Source organism: Thalassospira sp., assembly GCF_030690045.1.
Taxonomy (GTDB): Bacteria; Pseudomonadota; Alphaproteobacteria; order Rhodospirillales; family Thalassospiraceae; genus Thalassospira.
The window spans coordinates 315,494-333,227 of record NZ_JAUYHK010000016.1; the positions used below are offsets into that span (position 1 = coordinate 315,494).

14 protein-coding genes are annotated in these 17,734 nt (G+C 57.1%); 10 read left to right on the top strand and 4 right to left on the bottom strand.

The window, feature by feature from the left end:
• Positions 1 to 19 precede the first annotated feature (19 nt).
• From trxA to Q8O73_RS13045, 4 genes are read left to right on the top strand one after another with little or no spacing between them, the layout of a single operon-like run.
• Positions 20 to 943 carry a thioredoxin gene (trxA, locus tag Q8O73_RS13030; RefSeq protein ID WP_305558989.1) on the top strand — a complete coding sequence of 308 codons (924 nt, stop codon included), beginning with the start codon at positions 20 to 22 and terminating at the stop codon, positions 941 to 943.
• A complete protein-coding gene (locus tag Q8O73_RS13035) occupies positions 940 to 1,629 on the top strand; it encodes an LON peptidase substrate-binding domain-containing protein (protein WP_305558597.1) in 690 nt (229 codons plus the stop codon). The genes trxA and Q8O73_RS13035 overlap by 4 nt, the downstream gene beginning before the upstream one ends.
• 40 nt (positions 1,630 to 1,669) lie before the next feature.
• A complete protein-coding gene (locus Q8O73_RS13040) occupies positions 1,670 to 1,858 on the top strand; it encodes a Trm112 family protein (RefSeq protein WP_305558598.1) in 189 nt (62 codons plus the stop codon).
• Between the two features lie 11 nt (positions 1,859 to 1,869).
• Positions 1,870 to 2,262, top strand: a complete 393-nt coding sequence (locus Q8O73_RS13045; RefSeq protein WP_305558599.1) for a DUF971 domain-containing protein — start codon at positions 1,870 to 1,872, stop codon at positions 2,260 to 2,262.
• Positions 2,263 to 2,313: 51 nt separating this feature from the next.
• Here Q8O73_RS13045 and Q8O73_RS13050 read toward each other — a convergent pair whose 3' ends face one another.
• Both Q8O73_RS13050 and ubiH read right to left on the bottom strand, forming a co-directional pair.
• Positions 2,314 to 2,970 carry an OmpW family protein gene (locus Q8O73_RS13050; RefSeq protein ID WP_305558600.1) on the bottom strand — a complete coding sequence of 219 codons (657 nt, stop codon included), beginning with the start codon at positions 2,968 to 2,970 and terminating at the stop codon, positions 2,314 to 2,316.
• A 137-nt stretch (positions 2,971 to 3,107) separates the two neighbouring features.
• A complete protein-coding gene (ubiH, locus tag Q8O73_RS13055; protein WP_305558601.1) occupies positions 3,108 to 4,331 on the bottom strand; it encodes a 2-octaprenyl-6-methoxyphenyl hydroxylase in 1,224 nt (407 codons plus the stop codon).
• A gap of 357 nt (positions 4,332 to 4,688) precedes the next feature.
• Here ubiH and Q8O73_RS13060 point away from each other — a divergent pair, with 357 nt between their 5' ends.
• The 4 genes from Q8O73_RS13060 (at position 4,689) to Q8O73_RS13075 (ending at position 10,399) form a co-directional block, all read left to right on the top strand.
• Entirely contained in the window at positions 4,689 to 5,027 is a 339-nt protein-coding gene (locus Q8O73_RS13060) for a P-II family nitrogen regulator (protein ID WP_305558602.1), read from the top strand.
• Between the two features lie 23 nt (positions 5,028 to 5,050).
• Positions 5,051 to 6,418 carry an ammonium transporter gene (locus tag Q8O73_RS13065; protein ID WP_305558603.1) on the top strand — a complete coding sequence of 456 codons (1,368 nt, stop codon included), beginning with the start codon at positions 5,051 to 5,053 and terminating at the stop codon, positions 6,416 to 6,418.
• Positions 6,419 to 6,676: 258 nt separating this feature from the next.
• On the top strand, positions 6,677 to 7,888 hold the full coding sequence (locus Q8O73_RS13070; RefSeq protein WP_305558604.1) for an aminotransferase class I/II-fold pyridoxal phosphate-dependent enzyme: 1,212 nt from the start codon (positions 6,677 to 6,679) through the stop codon (positions 7,886 to 7,888).
• A gap of 15 nt (positions 7,889 to 7,903) precedes the next feature.
• Positions 7,904 to 10,399 carry a DNA translocase FtsK 4TM domain-containing protein gene (locus Q8O73_RS13075; RefSeq protein WP_305558605.1) on the top strand — a complete coding sequence of 832 codons (2,496 nt, stop codon included), beginning with the start codon at positions 7,904 to 7,906 and terminating at the stop codon, positions 10,397 to 10,399.
• An 84-nt stretch (positions 10,400 to 10,483) separates the two neighbouring features.
• Here Q8O73_RS13075 and Q8O73_RS13080 read toward each other — a convergent pair whose 3' ends face one another.
• Together Q8O73_RS13080 and lanM are read right to left on the bottom strand one after the other, a co-directional pair.
• Complete coding sequence (locus Q8O73_RS13080) at positions 10,484 to 10,798, bottom strand: hypothetical protein (protein ID WP_305558606.1); 315 nt, start codon at positions 10,796 to 10,798, stop codon at positions 10,484 to 10,486.
• A 122-nt stretch (positions 10,799 to 10,920) separates the two neighbouring features.
• Positions 10,921 to 14,100 (bottom strand): type 2 lanthipeptide synthetase LanM, encoded by a 3,180-nt coding sequence (gene lanM / locus Q8O73_RS13085; RefSeq protein WP_305558607.1) that lies wholly within the window; start codon positions 14,098 to 14,100, stop codon positions 10,921 to 10,923.
• A gap of 92 nt (positions 14,101 to 14,192) precedes the next feature.
• Here lanM and Q8O73_RS13090 point away from each other — a divergent pair, with 92 nt between their 5' ends.
• Together Q8O73_RS13090 and Q8O73_RS13095 are read left to right on the top strand one after the other, a co-directional pair.
• Complete coding sequence (locus Q8O73_RS13090; RefSeq protein ID WP_305558608.1) at positions 14,193 to 15,125, top strand: hypothetical protein; 933 nt, start codon at positions 14,193 to 14,195, stop codon at positions 15,123 to 15,125.
• An 899-nt stretch (positions 15,126 to 16,024) separates the two neighbouring features.
• Positions 16,025 to 17,710 carry a methyl-accepting chemotaxis protein gene (locus tag Q8O73_RS13095; RefSeq protein WP_305558609.1) on the top strand — a complete coding sequence of 562 codons (1,686 nt, stop codon included), beginning with the start codon at positions 16,025 to 16,027 and terminating at the stop codon, positions 17,708 to 17,710.
• The last annotated feature ends 24 nt before the right edge of the window (positions 17,711 to 17,734 follow it).

Here is a 17,734-nt window from a genome sequence, read left to right on the forward strand (position 1 = left end):
GAAACAGCGAGTGACGCAAATGTCTATCATTCTTGATCCCAACGCACCGGCCACCCCCGGCACACCAAATGACCCCGACCTGATCAAGGATTCCGGCATCGAGACCTTTGTTCAGGATGTGATCGAACCGTCGATGCAGATTCCGGTGGTGGTGGATTTCTGGGCACCGTGGTGCGGCCCGTGCAAGACCCTGACGCCGACCATTGAAAAAGTTACGCGCGAAGCCGCTGGCCGGGTCCGGCTGGTAAAAGTCAATATTGATGAAAATCAGGAACTGGCGATGCAATTGCGCATCCAGTCCGTTCCGACCGTTTATGCTTTCAAAAATGGCCGCCCGGTCGATGGCTTTCAGGGCGCACAGCCCGAAAGCGAAGTGCGCGCCTTTTTTGAACGTCTGGCCGGTGGCCCCATTGAAAGCCCGATTGCCATGACACTCGAACAGGCCGCAACCGCCATGCAGGAGGGCCAGATTGAAACCGCCCATAATCTTTATGTTGAAGTCCTGCAACGCGACCCAAAAAATGCTGATGCCATTGGCGGTATGATCCGCTGTATTGTCAGTATGGGTGCGATTGAAGAAGCCCGCCATTTTGCCGATAATCTTGATGCCGAAATGCGTCAAAAAGCCCCGATTGCCGCTGCCATCACGGCGCTGGAACTGACCGAATCGGGTGCGGGCAATGCTGATCTGGATGCCGTGCGCGCCCGGGTTGCCGCCCATCCCGATGACTTGCAAGCCCATTATGATCTGGGCATGGCCTGTTTCGGGGCCAATCGCCGCGACGAAGCCGTTAGCGCCATGGTATCGATCATTCGCCGGGACCGCACATGGCACGATGACGGCGCCAAAAACCAGCTTTTGAAATTTTTCGAGGCATGGGGCCCCAAAGACCCCGCCACCATCGCCGGTCGCCGGGCCCTTTCAACGGTATTGTTTTCATGAGTACAAGCGGTCCCTTTGATCCCAAATTTTCTGATCTTCCGGCCTCCTTGCCGGTGTTTCCGCTGGCCGGGGCGCTGTTATTGCCGCGCGGGCATTTGCCGCTCAATATCTTCGAGCCCCGCTATCTGGCGATGATCAAGGATGCCTTGGGACAGGACCGTATGATCGGCATGGTACAACCGCGCCTGATGCTTGACGCGAACCACCCCGATGCCGATGCCGAAAACCCGCCGCTGTTTCTGACCGGCTGTGCCGGACGGATTTCCGCCTTTAGCGAAACCGACGATGGCCGGTTGCTGATTACCCTGACCGGGGTTTGCCGGTTTCGCATTGTCACGGAATTTCTGCGTTCGTCCAAGGGATACCGGACGGTACAGGCCGATTACACCGCGTGGCGCGATGATTTGCAAAACCCGACGGCCAATATCCCGCCACTGGATCGTGACCGGTTGCGCGATGCGCTTGAAGCCTATTTTGCACGCCATGCCTTGCGGTCTTGCTGGGATACGCTGGCCGATACCGACGATGAAATGCTGATTACCGCCATTGCCATGGGCTGCCGTCTCAGCCCGCTGGAAAAACAGGCTTTGCTGGAATGCACAAGCTTGTATGATCGGGGTGACATGTTGACATCCTTACTGGAAATGGCGGCACATCCGCAAACCAGCCAAACCCTGAGCAACTGAACGATTCTGATCCGCACATCCGACAAAAGGCCTGCTTTCCATGACTGATGATAAAAGCCCGATCGACCCGAAATTGCTGGAAATTCTGGTGTGTCCGATCACCAAGGATACCCTTGAATATGATCGCGACCATCAGGAACTGATCAGTAAAAAGGCAGGGCTTGCCTATCCGATCCGCGACGGCATTCCGATCATGTTGCCCGACGAAGCCCGCGCCATCGACGATTAGGCAATCATCCCATGTCAGGTGATTCTTTCACACCGCGCCATACCCCGGTCGAGATCAATTATCTGCGGGATGAGCGGGTATTGGAAATCGTCTGGGACGATAGGGTAACATCGCACTTTGCCGCCGAACTGCTGCGGGTAGAAAGCCCGTCTGCCGAGGTGCAGGGCCATCATCCATCCGAAAAGAAAATCATTAGCAGCAGGCGCCATGTCGGTATCATCGACATCAACCCGGTCGGTAATTACGCCATTCGCATCGCTTTTGACGATCTGCATGACAGCGGGCTTTACAGCTGGCACTTCCTGCGCGACCTGCATGAAAGGCAGGATCAGGTATGGCAGGATTATCTGGTCGCCCTTGCGGCACGCGGCCTGTCCCGCGACCCGGCCAAACCCCGCCCATAAAAAAGGCGACCGCCACAGCGATCGCCTTTCCGGATCGGCAAGAATGTCAGATCAGAAACGGTAACCGACACCAACACCAAACAGCCACGGATCAAGATCAGCATCAGCCTTGATCGAATTGTTTACGGTCACGTCGGTATCAAGGAAGATTTTCTTGACGTCAACGTTCAACGACCACGGGCCAGAGATGGCAAAGTCAAAACCGGCCTGAAGTGCGAAACCAAAACCATCGTCATATTTGACAGACGTCATCTGGCCCGGCTTTTCATCATAGAAGAAGGTATAGTTGATACCTGCGCCGACATAGGGACTGAACCGTTCCTGAGTCATGAAGTGATACTGCGCCGTCAAGGTCGGCGGCAGCAGACGGACGGTGCCAAGATCAAGTTCTGAAGAACCGGTATTCCATTTCACATCATGCTTTGACGTACCGGCAATCAGTTCCAGTGCGATATTGTCGGTGATGAAATAGGAAAAATCGACTTCGGGAATGTAATCGTCATCGACCTTGCCCTGCCCGGCCAAGTCGCCAGATTTGACGTCTTCATCGGGTACAACACCAACAAGACGACCACGGATCAGAATATCACCGGCCGATTTGGTTTTGAAAGCGGATTCCTGAGCCGAAGCGGAAGTTGCGACCCCGGCAACAGCCGAAGCCAGAATGGCGACCGCACAGGCGGCTTTGAGAGAATTCATCAGGCACATAAAAAGGACTCCCCTGCTCTGATTATTTGACCAGTGCGGAGATTGCGCCGCAGCATCACCGAAATGTTTGACTCACATCAACTAATACCCCCTAAAAGCGACAGCTTTTAGAACCATTGAAATGAGCAACGGTCAGATCAGAGTTTCTGACCCCGCATCAGACGAGGGAGCGTGCCCGCATAGCCCATCGCGTGGGACATAAAGGTCTTTTTCAGGGTCGGGATTTTCTGAACCACGGCCAGACCGATATCCCTCGCCAGACGGACCGGGGCGATATCATTTGAAAACAGACGATTGGTCAAATCGGTGACGGCCAGCATCACCGTATTGTCAAAACGTCGCCATTGTTCATAACCGGCCAGAACATCAACCGATCCGATATCGCGGCCCAGCCGCCGGGCTTCGACCAAAATTTCGGCAAGGGCAGCCACATCGCGAATGCCCATATTCAGTCCCTGACCGGCAATCGGATGCATGCCATGCGCCGCATCACCAATCAGTGCCAGCCTTGGATCGGTATAGCGATAGGCATGTTGCAGGCCCAGTGGATAACAAAAGCGCGGCCCGATGACCTCCAGATCGCCCAGATATCCGTCAAACCGGGCATGCAATTCATCGAGAAACACCTGTTCGTCCTGCGCCACCAGATAATTGGCCAGATGGGTCTTTTCCGTCCAGACAATCGATGACCGGTTATCGGTCATCGGTAAAATGGCGAACGGCCCGGCAGGCAGAAAATGTTCAACCGCCAGCCCGTTATGGGGTTCTTTGTGCGCCACCGTACAGACAATTGCACTTTGATCATATTGCCAGTCATAGGTTTTGATCCCGGCCCAGTCGCGCACCATCGACCGGCGACCTTCCGCCCCGATCATCAGCGACGCCCGCACCGTCCGGCCATCCTCAAGCGTCAAAGTCACCCCGCCGCCATCACGATCCATATCGCGCACGGAAACCGGCGATAGCAGCGTCACAAGATCATCGGCGGCCATGGCCTGATACAGGGCCTGCCGGGTTTTGCGGTTTTCAACGATATGGCCCAAGGCTTCGTTGCCGACATCCTTGTGATCATAATGCAAAAAAAGCGGGCTTTGCCCGTCGGCGATCCGGATATCAAGGATCGGTTCGGCGTCATCGGCCATGTGTTGCCATGCCCCGATCACCTCCAACACCTTGCGCGATGCGGCGGCAATGGCACAGGTCCGGCCATCATAATTGGCCGCCATCAGGGTTTTGGGATCATCGCGATCAATCACCACGGCACGCAATCCGCCATGGGCAAGCGCCAGCGCCATCGACGCCCCGGCCAGCCCGCCGCCCACAATCACAACATCAGCCACAATCATATTTTGATCACCCATGACGTTTTCTATCCGTTTCCCTGCCACTGCGCATGCGCTCAACATAGGCAGACCGCGCCGCTTGTGCCAGCCAAATCCCCTGACAACAAGGACTTGGCATAATTTTTAACCAGCCAAAACATCAACCGAATTTGTGCTTATTTTTTACACATTTCTGAAATTCATGCACAAATTATACGCGCCAATAAAACTGCCGGTTCACTCCATCACCATCGCCGTATATTAAAAATATTTATACTTATCAAATAGATAAATAGACATTTCCGAATCTGGCACGATTCTTGGTTAAGCTTGTGCGACTGCGAAATCGTGATTGCCACTTTGGTGGTCAACGGATGTGCCGGGAGGTCGCAAATTATGAAATTGGTTACTGCTGTTATCAAACCGTTCAAACTCGACGAAGTTCGCGAGGCGCTCAGTGCGCTGGGCGTACAGGGTTTGACTGTTACCGAAGTCAAGGGTTTTGGCCGTCAGAAAGGCCAGACCGAAATTTATCGTGGCGCCGAATACATGGTCAGCTTCCTGCCCAAGGTGAAGCTGGAAGTCGCGATCCCTGACAGTCTGGTCGACCAGGTTGTTGAGGCCATCACCAAAACTGCTCAAACCGGGAAGATCGGGGACGGAAAGATTTTCGTGCTTGATGTCAGCCAGGCGGTTCGTATCCGTACCGGCGAAACCGGCGATGACGCCCTGTAAGTCCCGAGACAAGGGGAGACATTATGAATATCTCTATGAAGAACATTACCCTTGCCGGTCTTTTCGGTGCCGCCACGCTGGCGATGATCGAACCGGCTATGGCCCAGGATGCTGCTGCGGTGGAAGAAGCCGTTGAGGCTGTGGTTGCCACGGGGGTTTCTGGCGAAACAGCATATATTCTCAACACTTTCAGCTTCCTGTTCAGCGGCGTTCTGGTCATGTGGATGGCGGCGGGCTTCTCGATGCTCGAAGCCGGTCTTGTCCGCACCAAAAACGTTGCGACCATCCTGCTCAAAAACATCACGCTGTTTGCGATTGCAGGCATCATGTATTACCTCGTCGGCTACAACCTGATGTATCTTGATGTCAGCGGCTGGATTGGCAGCTTTGGCATCTGGGGTCCGGATGATGCCGCAGCCCTTGCCGGTGATTTTGAAGCCGGTTATTCCGCAACGTCCGACTGGTTCTTCCAGATGGTGTTCGTTGCAACTGCCGCCTCGATTGTATCGGGGACGGTTGCCGAACGTGTCAAACTCTGGCCGTTCCTGATTTTCGTCGTTGTCCTGACCGCGATCCTTTATCCGATCACCGGTTCCTGGACATGGGGCGGTGGCTGGCTGACCGAAATGGGCTTCCTGGACTTCGCAGGTTCGACCATTGTTCACTCGGTCGGTGGCTGGGCGGCTTTGACCGGTGCGATCATCATCGGTGCCCGCAAAGGCAAATTTGCCGCAGACGGTTCGGTTCATCCGATGCCGGGTTCCAACCTGCCGCTCGCGACACTTGGCACCTTCATCCTGTGGATGGGCTGGTTTGGTTTCAATGGCGGGTCGGTTCTTGCCATGGGTTCCGCATCTGACGTCATCGCGATTGCCAATGTTTATGCCAACACCTCGATGGCTGCGGCTGGCGGTGTGGTGGCTGCGGTCATCCTGACGCAGGTTCTCTACAAAAAGGTCGATCTGACCATGGCGCTGAACGGTGCCCTGGCCGGTCTGGTCTCGATCACTGCCGGTCCGGATACCCCGTCCATCGGGGCGGCGATCATCATCGGCGCGATTGGCGGCATTCTGGTTGTTGTCGCGATCCCGCTGCTGGATAAACTGAAAATCGACGACGTTGTTGGTGCGGTTTCCGTTCACCTTGTCGCCGGTATCTGGGGCACGATGGCCGTTCCGATCACCAATGCCGATGCCTCTTTTGCGGTGCAGGCAACCGGTGTGGTTGCGATGGGTGCCTTTACCATCGTTACCTCGGCCATTGTCTGGCTGGTGCTGAAATACACCATCGGTGTCCGTCTGAGCGAAGAAGACGAATCCCTTGGTGCCGATGCTTCCGAACTGGGCCTTGAAGCCTATCCGGAATTCGGCAAGGGTTCGCAGCGCTTCTAGCTCTGACACCCAAATCCTGACGGGCACGATCTGCATCGATCCTGTCAAACAGATTGGCCCGCCCTGGAAATTCCCGGGGCGGGCCTTTTCCTTGTGCAGCCAAAACCCCGAAAAGCATGACTTTTCGGGGTTTTTCTTCTGACAGACTGCCGCCCTTAAATCTTTATTTGCACTTTTAGCCTAGGGGTAGGATCAGGGGAATGTGACAGCGTGTCATCTTCTGCCGCCAGTATGTGTCACAACGGAATGCCTGCCATCATGTTCAACCAGCGACTGGACCTTTTGCCTGCCTATCCCTTCCCGCGCCTTGCGGCGTTGCTGGAAGGTGTTACGCCGGGCAAGGATCCGTTGGTGATGTCAATTGGCGAACCGCAACACACCCCGCCTGCCCTGATCACGCAGGCGATGATCGATAATGCGCATCTGTGGAACAAATATCCGCCGGGCACCGGCACCCCGGAACTGCGCGCCGCCATCAAGGGATGGCTGGAACGGCGTTATGACCTGCCCGATGGCATGATCGACCGCGATGCCCATATCCTGCCAGTTGCCGGTACGCGCGAAGCCCTTTTCCTGATCGCGACCTGTGTCATTCCGCAAGATCAGCCGGGCCCAAAGCCCAAAGTCCTGCTGCCCAATCCGTTTTATCAGGTCTATTGCGGTGCTGCCGTCCTGAACGATGCCGAAATGGTGCCGCTGGCCGCCGGACCGGAAACCGGATTTTTACCCGATCTGGACCAGATCAGCCCCGAAACATTATCGGCCTGCCGCCTGTTTTTCCTGTGTTCGCCCGCCAATCCGCAAGGTGCTGTGGCGTCATACGACTATCTGGCGCGGGTGATTGATCTGGCACGGCAATATGATTTCGTGTTGGCGATGGATGAATGTTACGCCGATATCTATGATACCAAGGCCCCGACCGGTGCCCTTGAAATCTGTGCCGCGCAAGACGGTAATATGGACAATGTTCTGGTGTTTCACAGCCTGTCCAAACGGTCCAGCGCACCGGGATTGCGGTCGGGATTTGTTGCCGGGGATGCCAAAATCATTCAGCGATTCAACAATTTGCGCAGTTATTGCGCCGCCAGCATTCCGATGCCAGTGATGGCCGCCTCGACCGCGCTTTGGAACGATGATGCCCATGCCGCCGATAATCGCGATCTTTACCGTACCAAAATTGATCTGGCTGCCGATATTTTTGGCAATCGTTTTGGCTTTTACCGGCCACCGGGCGGGTTTTTCCTGTGGCTGGATGTCGGCAATGACGAAGAAGCCACGCGAAAAATCTGGGCCGATGTCGGGGTCAAGGTTATTCCCGGCAGCTATCTGGCGATTAATGACGCCGATGGGTTTAACCCCGGATCGCGGTTTATCCGGATTGCACTGGTGCATGATCTTGCCACCACCCGTGTAGGGTTAAGCCGGATCAATGATGCCCTTTCTGATTATTTGCAGGTGCCGCAAGGCTAACGAACGGATACAGGGATGAACAGCCAGACAAGCTTTCTTGATCGCAGTACGGCCTTTTTACCGGGCAGCGTTGTTACCTTCCTCAAACGGGGCGGGTTGCAATTCTGCGGTCTGGGGCTGATTTGTATCGGTATTGCCCTGTTTATCATGCTGATCGGCTTTCATCCCGGTGATCCGTCTTTTAACAACACCAGCGACAGTCCCACTTTGTTCAACCCGCTGGGGACATTCGGGGCTTATAGCGCCGATCTGATGTTGCGCAGCCTTGGTCTGGCCGCAGCGTTGCTGGCCGCCCTGATCGTGGCATGGGGCCTGCGTCTGGTTGCGACACGGCCTTTTTCGTGGATGTGGGTACGGTTTTTACTGTTGCCGGTCGCCCTTTTAATGGTTGCCACCGCCGCATCGGCCATTCGTCCCGGCATGCACTGGCCCCTGACGGTGGGTTATGGCGGTTTTGCCGGTGATCTGTTGCTGGACCGTCTGGAAATTTTACTGACGATGACCGGAATGCCTGCGGCGCGGGCATTGGTCGCCACCATCGCGATGGTTATTGGCATGGGCCTGACGATGTTTTGCACCGCCTGCACCCTTGCCGAATGGCGTGGTATTGGGCATGCCCTGTCGCGGGCATCGGCCCTGATTGTCTATGGCATCCGTCGCGCCATTCCCGGCGGTGATGATGCCATTGCCGAACGCAACCCACCGCGCGCCTATACCCCGCGCACCCGGCAGGAACCGTCCCTTATCGGATCGGGCGGCACGGAACGTCGCCCCGGTGGCCTTGTTGCCGATTCACGGTCAGATTTCCGGGCGGATACATCCCCCATCATTACCGGCAACAGTGACGACGATGATGAATATGACGATGATGGTGTGATGGCCCCGCCGGTGCATCTGGTCGCCGCCCCGGTCGCCAAACCACAGCCCAGCGCCCGCGCCGTGGCACAACGTCAGGCATCCTTCGATCTGGGATCGGAGGATTACAATTATCCGCCGCTTAGCCTACTGCATGAACCTGATGCATCCGATGCCCCGCCGATTGATCAGGAAGCACTGGCACAGAATGCCCGCCTGCTGGAAACCGTGTTGCAGGATTTTGGCGTCAAGGGCGAGATCGTTCAGGTCCGCCCCGGCCCGGTCGTTACCCTGTATGAACTGGAACCGGCCGCCGGGGTCAAATCATCGCGGGTGATTGGTCTGGCCGATGACATTGCCCGGTCGATGTCGGCGATTGCCGCCCGTGTTGCCGTGGTGCCGGGCCGCAATGTGATTGGTATTGAACTGCCCAATTCACGGCGTGAAACCGTGCATCTGCATGAAATTCTGGCGTCCAGCGACTTTGACAAAAACCCCGGCAAACTGAATATGAGCCTTGGCAAGGATATCAGCGGCGCCCCGGTCATTGCCGATCTGACCAAAATGCCGCATTTGCTGATTGCGGGCACCACCGGTTCGGGCAAGTCGGTCGGGGTCAATGCCATGATCCTGTCCTTGCTGTATCGCCTGCGGCCCGAAGAATGCCGCTTTATCATGATCGATCCGAAAATGCTGGAACTGTCGATTTATGATGGCATTCCCCATTTGCTGACCCCGGTGGTGACCGATCCGCACAAGGCGGTGGTCGCCCTGAAATGGGCGGTCCGCGAAATGGAAGACCGGTATCGCGCCATGAGCCAGGTTGGCGTGCGCAACATTGCCGGTTATAACAAACGCATCAAGGAAGCCGCCGCCAAGGGCGAACAACTGACGCGCCGGGTGCAGACCGGCTTTGACCCTGAAACCGGCAAACCGATCTTTGAAGATCAGGAACTGCCGATGGAGCCACTGCCGTTTATCGTGGTCATCGTCGATGAAATGGCTGACCTGATGCTGGTGGCAGGCAAGGATGTCGAAGCCTCGATCCAGCGGCTGGCGCAAATGGCCCGTGCGGCAGGCATTCACCTGATCATGGCAACGCAACGCCCGTCAGTCGATGTCATCACCGGTACGATCAAGGCCAACTTCCCGACCCGGATTTCCTATTCCGTGACCTCGAAAATCGACAGCCGCACCATTCTGGGTGAAATGGGTGCCGAACAGCTTCTGGGACAGGGGGACATGTTGTTTATGGGGCAAGGCGGGCGGTTGCAGCGCGTGCATGGCCCGTTTGTTTCGGACGAGGAAGTCGAAAGTATTGTTGCCCATCTGCGCGATCAGGGCGATCCGGCCTATCTTGAGACCATCACCGAAGAACCCGAAGAAGACCCGGTTGCCGCCTATATGGCGGGTGGCAATGCCGGGGCGGGAGGAAATGGTGCCGATGATGATCTGTATAATCAGGCGGTCGCCATTGTTTTGCGCGAAAAAAAGGCATCGACCAGCTTTGTCCAGCGCAAACTGTCAATCGGTTATAACCGGGCGGCCCGCATCATCGAACAGATGGAAGAAAACGGTCTGGTTTCAGCCGCCAACCATGTCGGCAAACGCGAAGTTTTGCTGCAAAATATGGATGGCACCCCGTTCGAGGATTGACCGAAACCCTGCCCCAAAAACAATCCCGGCCCACATCATGGGCCGGGATCAAATCATTTTCGATCTGTCGATAACAGGGCGCGATTATTGCGCAATGCACATCGGCGGACGGAACGTACCCGCAAGCTGATGACCTTCATCAGAAACGCACATCGGAAAATGTCCGGTTCCCATTGCCATTTTCAGGGCTTCGTCACCTTCGACGCACATCGGAAAATGCCCCGTTCCCATTGCCATTTGCAAGGCTTCGTCGCCCTCGACGCACATCGGCGGATGGGAAGTCCCCGCCGATACGCTTTGTCCTTCGTCGGTATGAACGGTCTGTGCGACAACGCCATCAACGGCCCCGCCGGTTGCCTGCCACAATGTCATCATGTCGTCGGCCTGTCTCATTTGCATCTGTTTGGCTCCTGAAAATGTTCCCAAGACTCTTAAATTCCCTACCCATTCATTAGGCTATAACACACCCCGATTGTCAACCGGGAGTTAGACCATAACCTATACATTTGGTAATAAAATCTTCATCTTAACAACAATACCGGCGGGACCAGATCCGGGTCGGTTTGTTCGAGCAAGGCGTAGCCCACACCGGGCAAACCCTGCATCAGGCCGGTGCGCAACACAGTGTCGGTTCCCATCAGATGAAACCCCGACAACCCGCCGTCGCCTCTGGCCCGCACCAGCCATTCCGCTATGCGTGTTTGTGTCAGCGCCATCAGTTCAGAATCCCCCAATGTCCGGGCGGCATGGCCCAGCATCGAAAACCGTCCGGCATGACCGCAACACAAATTGTCGCGCCCGCCATCCAGAACCGACACCGTCGCGCCGATTGCCGCCGCGATATCGGCCCGGATCGCCGGGGTATCCAGAACCGACAAAGACGCGATTCGCGCCATACCGATTCCCGCCGCCCCGTGACACCATTGCACCGGATAGCCGGTTTTTTCGGCATTGCGCAAATCCGGCCAGTTGCCACGCGCAGGTTCAAACAGGGTGTGTTCAAAATCAAGGCCGCGCCGGGCGGTTTCCAGAAACGCCGGATCGCCACAGGCATCATACAGCGCCAGCAAGGCATGAGATATCCCCGCCGCCCCGTGTGAAAACCCGGCCAAGGGCCGTGCGGACACCCCGCGCCAGTCCCGCCCGTCATCGCCGCCGCCCGCCGGCACAGGCGGAATATGACGACCACAGGCCACGGCACGTTCCAGAATCGCCGCATCCCCCGTGGCACGATACAGGGCCAGCAAGCCCATCACGGCCCCTGCCGCGCCGCCAATCACGTCATACATCCGATCCGCCGCAAGGCTGCGCGTATCAATGCGGGCGGTCGCCCACCGGGCATCGTCATACAGGTCGGGCGCATCCAGCCATTGCGCACACCGGGTCAGGGCATAGACCACCCCGCCCCATCCGGCATAACCGCCAATTGGCATGATGGCCCCGCGCCCATCCGCAAGCCCGTGCGCCAGCCGGTACCGCAGGGCGCACAAGGCAGCACGCGCCAGATCACGAAATTTGTCATCCCCGCCGATGCGAAAACATGCCGCCAGAAACAGGGCGATCCCCGTCGTGCCACCATATAAATCATCCGCCACCAGACGGGTTTCCAATGTTTCACCGTCTTCCCCGGCATCGGCACCGATCCATGCAGCGGCCCCGCCCCGCATGGTCGCCTGCCCGGCGATAAATTCTGCGATATCAAATGCCACTGATCTTGATTTTTCAGGGTTCCATTTATTTAATGAATCGTGCCAGTCATGCCGTTCTGCCACGGCCGGGATCACAGCCCCCAGCACCGCCTGCCGGACGATTGCAGTTTGCCAGTCCAGATGTGTTTGCAAATCTTCCAGCCGCTGGCGCAGGCGCGGCCAGACGGCGGGTTCCAAAAGTCCCGGCGCAACCGCCACACCATCCACCCAACAGCCGTCCAGATCGCCGCGCCCGCCCAGTAGCGGAATGTCATATCGCGCCAGCGCAACCCGTTCCGCCCGCTGTAACGGCCAGCCGGGATCGTCATCAAGGTCCCAACGTGCATTGCGGCCCAACCGTTCAAAATGGCGGCTCCAGACGATGCCATCGGTCTGGTTTTGCGGGTCGCACGACTCGCAGCGCAATTGTTCGTAATAGGCGGTGGACCGCAAAACATGGCGCATCGCCACCCCGGCAAAGGCTGCCATCGGCCCATCGGGCGCAAAAAGACCGTCCCGATGGGCCGCCAGAAAGGCAACCGTATCGCGAAAACCGGCAATCACCGGGTCGGCATAATCGGCGATTCGGGCCGGTGATCCGTCAATATCAAAGGCCAGCCCGGCCAGAATATGGTCTTCGGCGCCGGTTTCCCAGGCCATGTCATCGCGATTGATGGCCGTAAAGCGCCGGGTGGTAACAGTTTCGATTCTTGCCTCGGCCAGTCCGCCGACCTCGGCAAGGCGTCCGGCCACCCGTTTGCGTTGTGGCAGCAGGCCAACCGCCAGAACCGACGCATCAAGCGCATATTGCGCCGCCTGTTCGGCGCGTAACGGCGCATCAGCGGTTTCGACAAACCGCAAATTGGGCTGCAACAGGGTTTCCAGATCAATCGGCACCGGCATGCCGCCCGCCAGCAGGATGTTTTCATGGTGCAAATCACTGCCACGCAACCAGTGCATGATCGCCAGCAACCCGCCTGCATCGCGGTAAAAGGCCGGGGCATCGGCCCGCGCCAAAGCCTTATCGGCCGTGACAAACTGCATCCAGCCATAATCGCCGCGCATCCACACCGCCGCCGCCCCCAGCCGGACCGGGCAATGATGTGCCGCACACCATGATGAAAGCCCGTGCCACGCCGCCTCGACCGCGACCGAACGCGGTTTGTAAACAAGGCGTGCGCCGTTTTCAAACGCCAGAATGACCACGCCGCGCCCGTGATTGTGCGGATCGGAAATCCCCGTTGTCAGGCCGGTGATCCTGCCCGCATCGCGCAATTGCGGAAAAACATCGCCAAACCCCGGATAATCTTTTGCCAGCCGGTCCAGAAATTCGCGGCTTGCCGCGACCCACTGATCCACAATCACCGCCAGAAGACGGATCATCACCGGCCTTGCCGCAACCAGATTGGCGAACGGCCCGGCACGCAAGGCGGCGATAAAGGCCTGATACAATCCCTTGCCGGGCGGTGCATCACCGGCAGGGGAAGGCCCGGCGGCCCGAAAGAAACTGAAACTGTCAAAAATCGTCCGGCCATAAATTTCCGCCATCCGGCGCAACAGGGCGGCATCAAGATCATCTTGCACCGCCTTGGCCAGAAAGGACAGATCGCCATCCCCGCGCCGCGCCCGTGCCATTTCCAGCGCAGGCCAGAACAGATCGGCAAACGGCACATCGTCGGCCAGATCGGCCGGGCAGGTGCCCCCGCCCGCCATCACCGCGTGAAAAACATCCTGCGCCGTTGCCAGCCAATCGGGCAGGGTGGCGCCATCGCGCAATTGCACCGGCCCCAATAACGGCACCACACCGGCCCGGGTCAGGCCATCACGGGCCAGACGGCGATCAAATTTTTCCGAATCGCCGTTTGCGGCACTGTCGATCCACAAACGCAATGCGGTTTCGGCCTGTTGCGGATTGCCCTCATCCCCGGCAGGGACAAAATCCCCCGACAGTCTTTCATCAAGGCTTGCCGCCCGGCAGGCAATTGCGGTCCAATTGACCGGTTCCGTTCCCATAAAGCCGCTTCCCCCTTGACCCCGCCGGTATTTAACGCCTTGATAGATCGCATATATGACACATCATCCCCAATGCTGAAAGATGCCCGACCATGACACTTGTGCGCATCACCGACTCCAATGTCGATGCGTTTATCGCCTTTTTGAAAGCACATCTTGGCGACGAAGGTCGGGATTTTTTAGGCCGGATTGATGCCCGTGCCCTGTTTCTCAAACGCAGCGGTGATTATTTCTGCCTGCAAGGCGATACCCCTTGCGCCACCGTCAGCGTCAGCCGCACCGACCATCATGATGGATACAAGGTGATTGGCATCACCATCATCCCGGCATCACACAATGACGGAACCCTGATTTTCGCCCTGAAAGAATTCCTGGAATCCGAGGCACAAGGCCCCGATAGTGACCATCCCCGGCTTTATCAAATTATTGATACGGTCGAAAACCCGTTGCCCGCCGATGATTTGCGCGCAGCGGGATTTACCGCGCAACCGGGACGTCGCAAATATCTGCGCGATCCAGGGCCACCCCGGCCCGGTGAATTTCCGATGGCCGACAAGGCACTGGCGCGGGGATATCGCATTGTGAAACTGTCGCCGGAAATGGTGGCGCAGGACCCGGAAATTTTCACCCGGCTGGCCGGTATCCATACCCATATTTTTGCCGGAAAAACCGGGGCACGGGCAATGGATGCCGACGATATGCGGGCGTGTTTCAATCCACCCGGCGGCATTGTCCTTGCCCTGCTGGACGGGGAAATCACCGGCTATATGACCTATTTACCCATGAAGAATGACGTTCTGGCCAGTGAATGCGCCAGCCTGCGCCGCCATTGGGGCAGTGGCAGCGCCGATGCCATGTGTCGTTTTGTCGCCCGGATCGTTGCCGATCAATGGAACCTGCCGATTGCCGCATTTGGCAATGCCCGCAATGCCGCGGCCTGCAAGGTGATGGAACGGTCCGGCATGCGCCGGGTTGCCGATTATCCGGTCTGGGAATATCGCGTTGAGGCCGGAATGGCACCGTAACCTATTGAAAGATAAAAACTTTAAGGAACGAAACAATTCAACCGTAAAGTTTTTTCGGATTTCCTGAAAAAAGTTCTTGATTTGTTCTTTTCGCTGTGGCACAAGAGAAAAATCAACGGGGCAAATGCGCCCGGACCGAAACCCGCAAGGCACCATGCCTTGCGGGTTTTTGCGTTTGGGCCAGAGGAAAGATAATGATGATGCAGCGATATAAAGACAGACAAGGCAGCGGGCCAGCCCGCAAGACCCTGACCGGCGGGTGGAAGAGTCATTACGGTGGCATTATGCGGGTCCGCTAACCCGGCCATTGGTCAAGACGCCCGAATTGCGTCTTGTGCGTGGCGTGCCGGAGCGGAATATTTCCTGACAGTTTCGGGCACGTCCGGTTTTGCCGGGGGTGGCAGGAGCGGACAGTGGGTGGGCTTGCTGGCGAGGCCGGCGGAAGCCCGAGGCTTGTCCGGCGTCCGGGGTCGCGGTAATGGCGGGGTTTGGGCGAGGTTGCGTCTCTGCCGTCACCGCCGCGAAAGCGGGGGGCCGTCTTGTGGCGGGTCCGGGTGTCAGGCCGACAAAAGCCCGAGGTTTGTCCGGGCTGTCGGGGCCTGCCCGGTTTCCGTGGTCACGACCGGAAAGGTGGGCTTTGGGTCAGGGTGTGACGGAATTGCGGGATCCCTGCCCTGTCCGCAATGAGGACCAGAATCCAAAAAGATATGTGCCTTTTTTCATCTCTACCCAGAGATGAAAAATGAAAAAATATGTGTCCTTTTGATTTGGGTTAAGACCACGCGGCACAAGTGCTTTTATAAATTGTCTCCAACACGCAACTTTAACTATTTTCGCCGGTCCCTTAAGCTGAGAGGCGAAAATAAAAGCGTTTTAGCAACCTTCTTCCGGGGTCTCTCATGAAACTTTCCAATTATTCCCTGTCTGCCAAATTGCGCATGGTCCTTGTCCTGACCGCGCTTGCGCTGGCCGGGCTGGCGGCATTTGACCTGATCACATTACGGTCGGCACTGGTTGAAGAAAAGAAATCCAATGTCCGCCAGGTTGTCGAAATCACCCGCAGCATGTTTGACCATTTTGAAAAACAAAGTCAGGCAGGCGAAATCAGCCGTGACGAAGCCCAGAACCGCGCCCGCGATTTCATCGGGAATGCGCGTTATGACGGCGGCAATTACGCCTTTGTCCTGGGTCTTGATACCGTCGTTATCCTGCATCCGCTGCAACCTTCGCTGAACGGTCAGAATGGCAAGCAGGTGATCGACGTGAACGGTGTTGCCGTGCTGGACGAAATGGTCAAGGCGGCCCGCAACCCTGATGGCGGTTATCTGACCTATGACTGGAACAAACCGGGTGAAAACGGTGTGTTCCCGAAACTGGCCTATGCCGAAACGTTCAAGCCATGGGGATGGGTGATCACGACCGGGGTTTATATTGACGATGTTGACGATATTTTCTGGGAAACCGCGTTTTATGACATCTCTGTCGCCCTTGCCATGTTGTTGATCATCGGGGCGGTCGGCATTGCCATTGACCGGTCCACCACCCGCCCGCTGCATGTCATCACCGATGCCCTGAACCGCCTTGCCAAAGGCGATACCAGCGTGCGCACCACCGAAACCGACCGCAAGGATGAAATCGGCGATCTGGCCCGTGCCCTTGAAGTGTTTCGCGCCAACCGGGAACAGGCCGACCTTCTGGCCCATCAACAGGAAGAAACCCGCAAGGCACAATTTGCCCGATCACAAAAAATCGAATCCCTGATCAAAATCTTTGAAACCGATGTTGAAGGCAACATGACGGTTGTCAATGCAGCCCTTGAACAATTGCGTCAGACCGCAGGCGGCATGGCCAGCCAGTCCGATGAAACCACCAGCCGGGCCGCCACTGTCGCCGCCGCGACCGAACAGGCAGCGGCCAATGTCGATACGGTTGCCGCAGCAGCCGAACAACTGGCATCCGCCATCGATGAAATCAGCACACAGGTTTCCCGGACATCAAATGTCGCGCAATCCGGGGCCGAAGAAGCCGATGACGCCACAGCAATCTTTAGTGAACTGCAACAGGCATCGGTCAAAATCGGCGAAGTGGTGGAACTGATCCAGTCGATTGCCGAACAGACCAATCTTCTGGCACTGAACGCCACGATTGAGGCCGCCCGTGCGGGCGATGCCGGCAAGGGGTTTGCCGTGGTCGCCAGCGAGGTCAAAAACCTTGCCAATCAGACCACGCGCGCGACCGAGGATATCGCCAGCCAGATCAACGATATTCAAGGATCAACCGGCAATGCCCTTGGCGCGATCCAGCATCTTTCGGGGCGCATGAAAGAACTGAACGAATTTGCCGCCAGCATCGCAGCAGCGGTTCGTGAACAGGATGCCGCCACCGGCGAAATCGCCCGCAATGTGCAGGAAGCCGCCACCGGCACCAAGGAAGTTGCCCGCAATGTCGTTGGCCTGCGCCAATCGGCCGAAGAAGAACGCGAGTCATCAGGGCAGGTCCTGAGTGCGTCACACAGCCTGAGCGACAAGTCGCAAAACCTTCTGGAACATATCAAACGGTTTTTGGGCGATATTCGCGCCGCCTGATCACAGGCAACAAACCATAAAAAA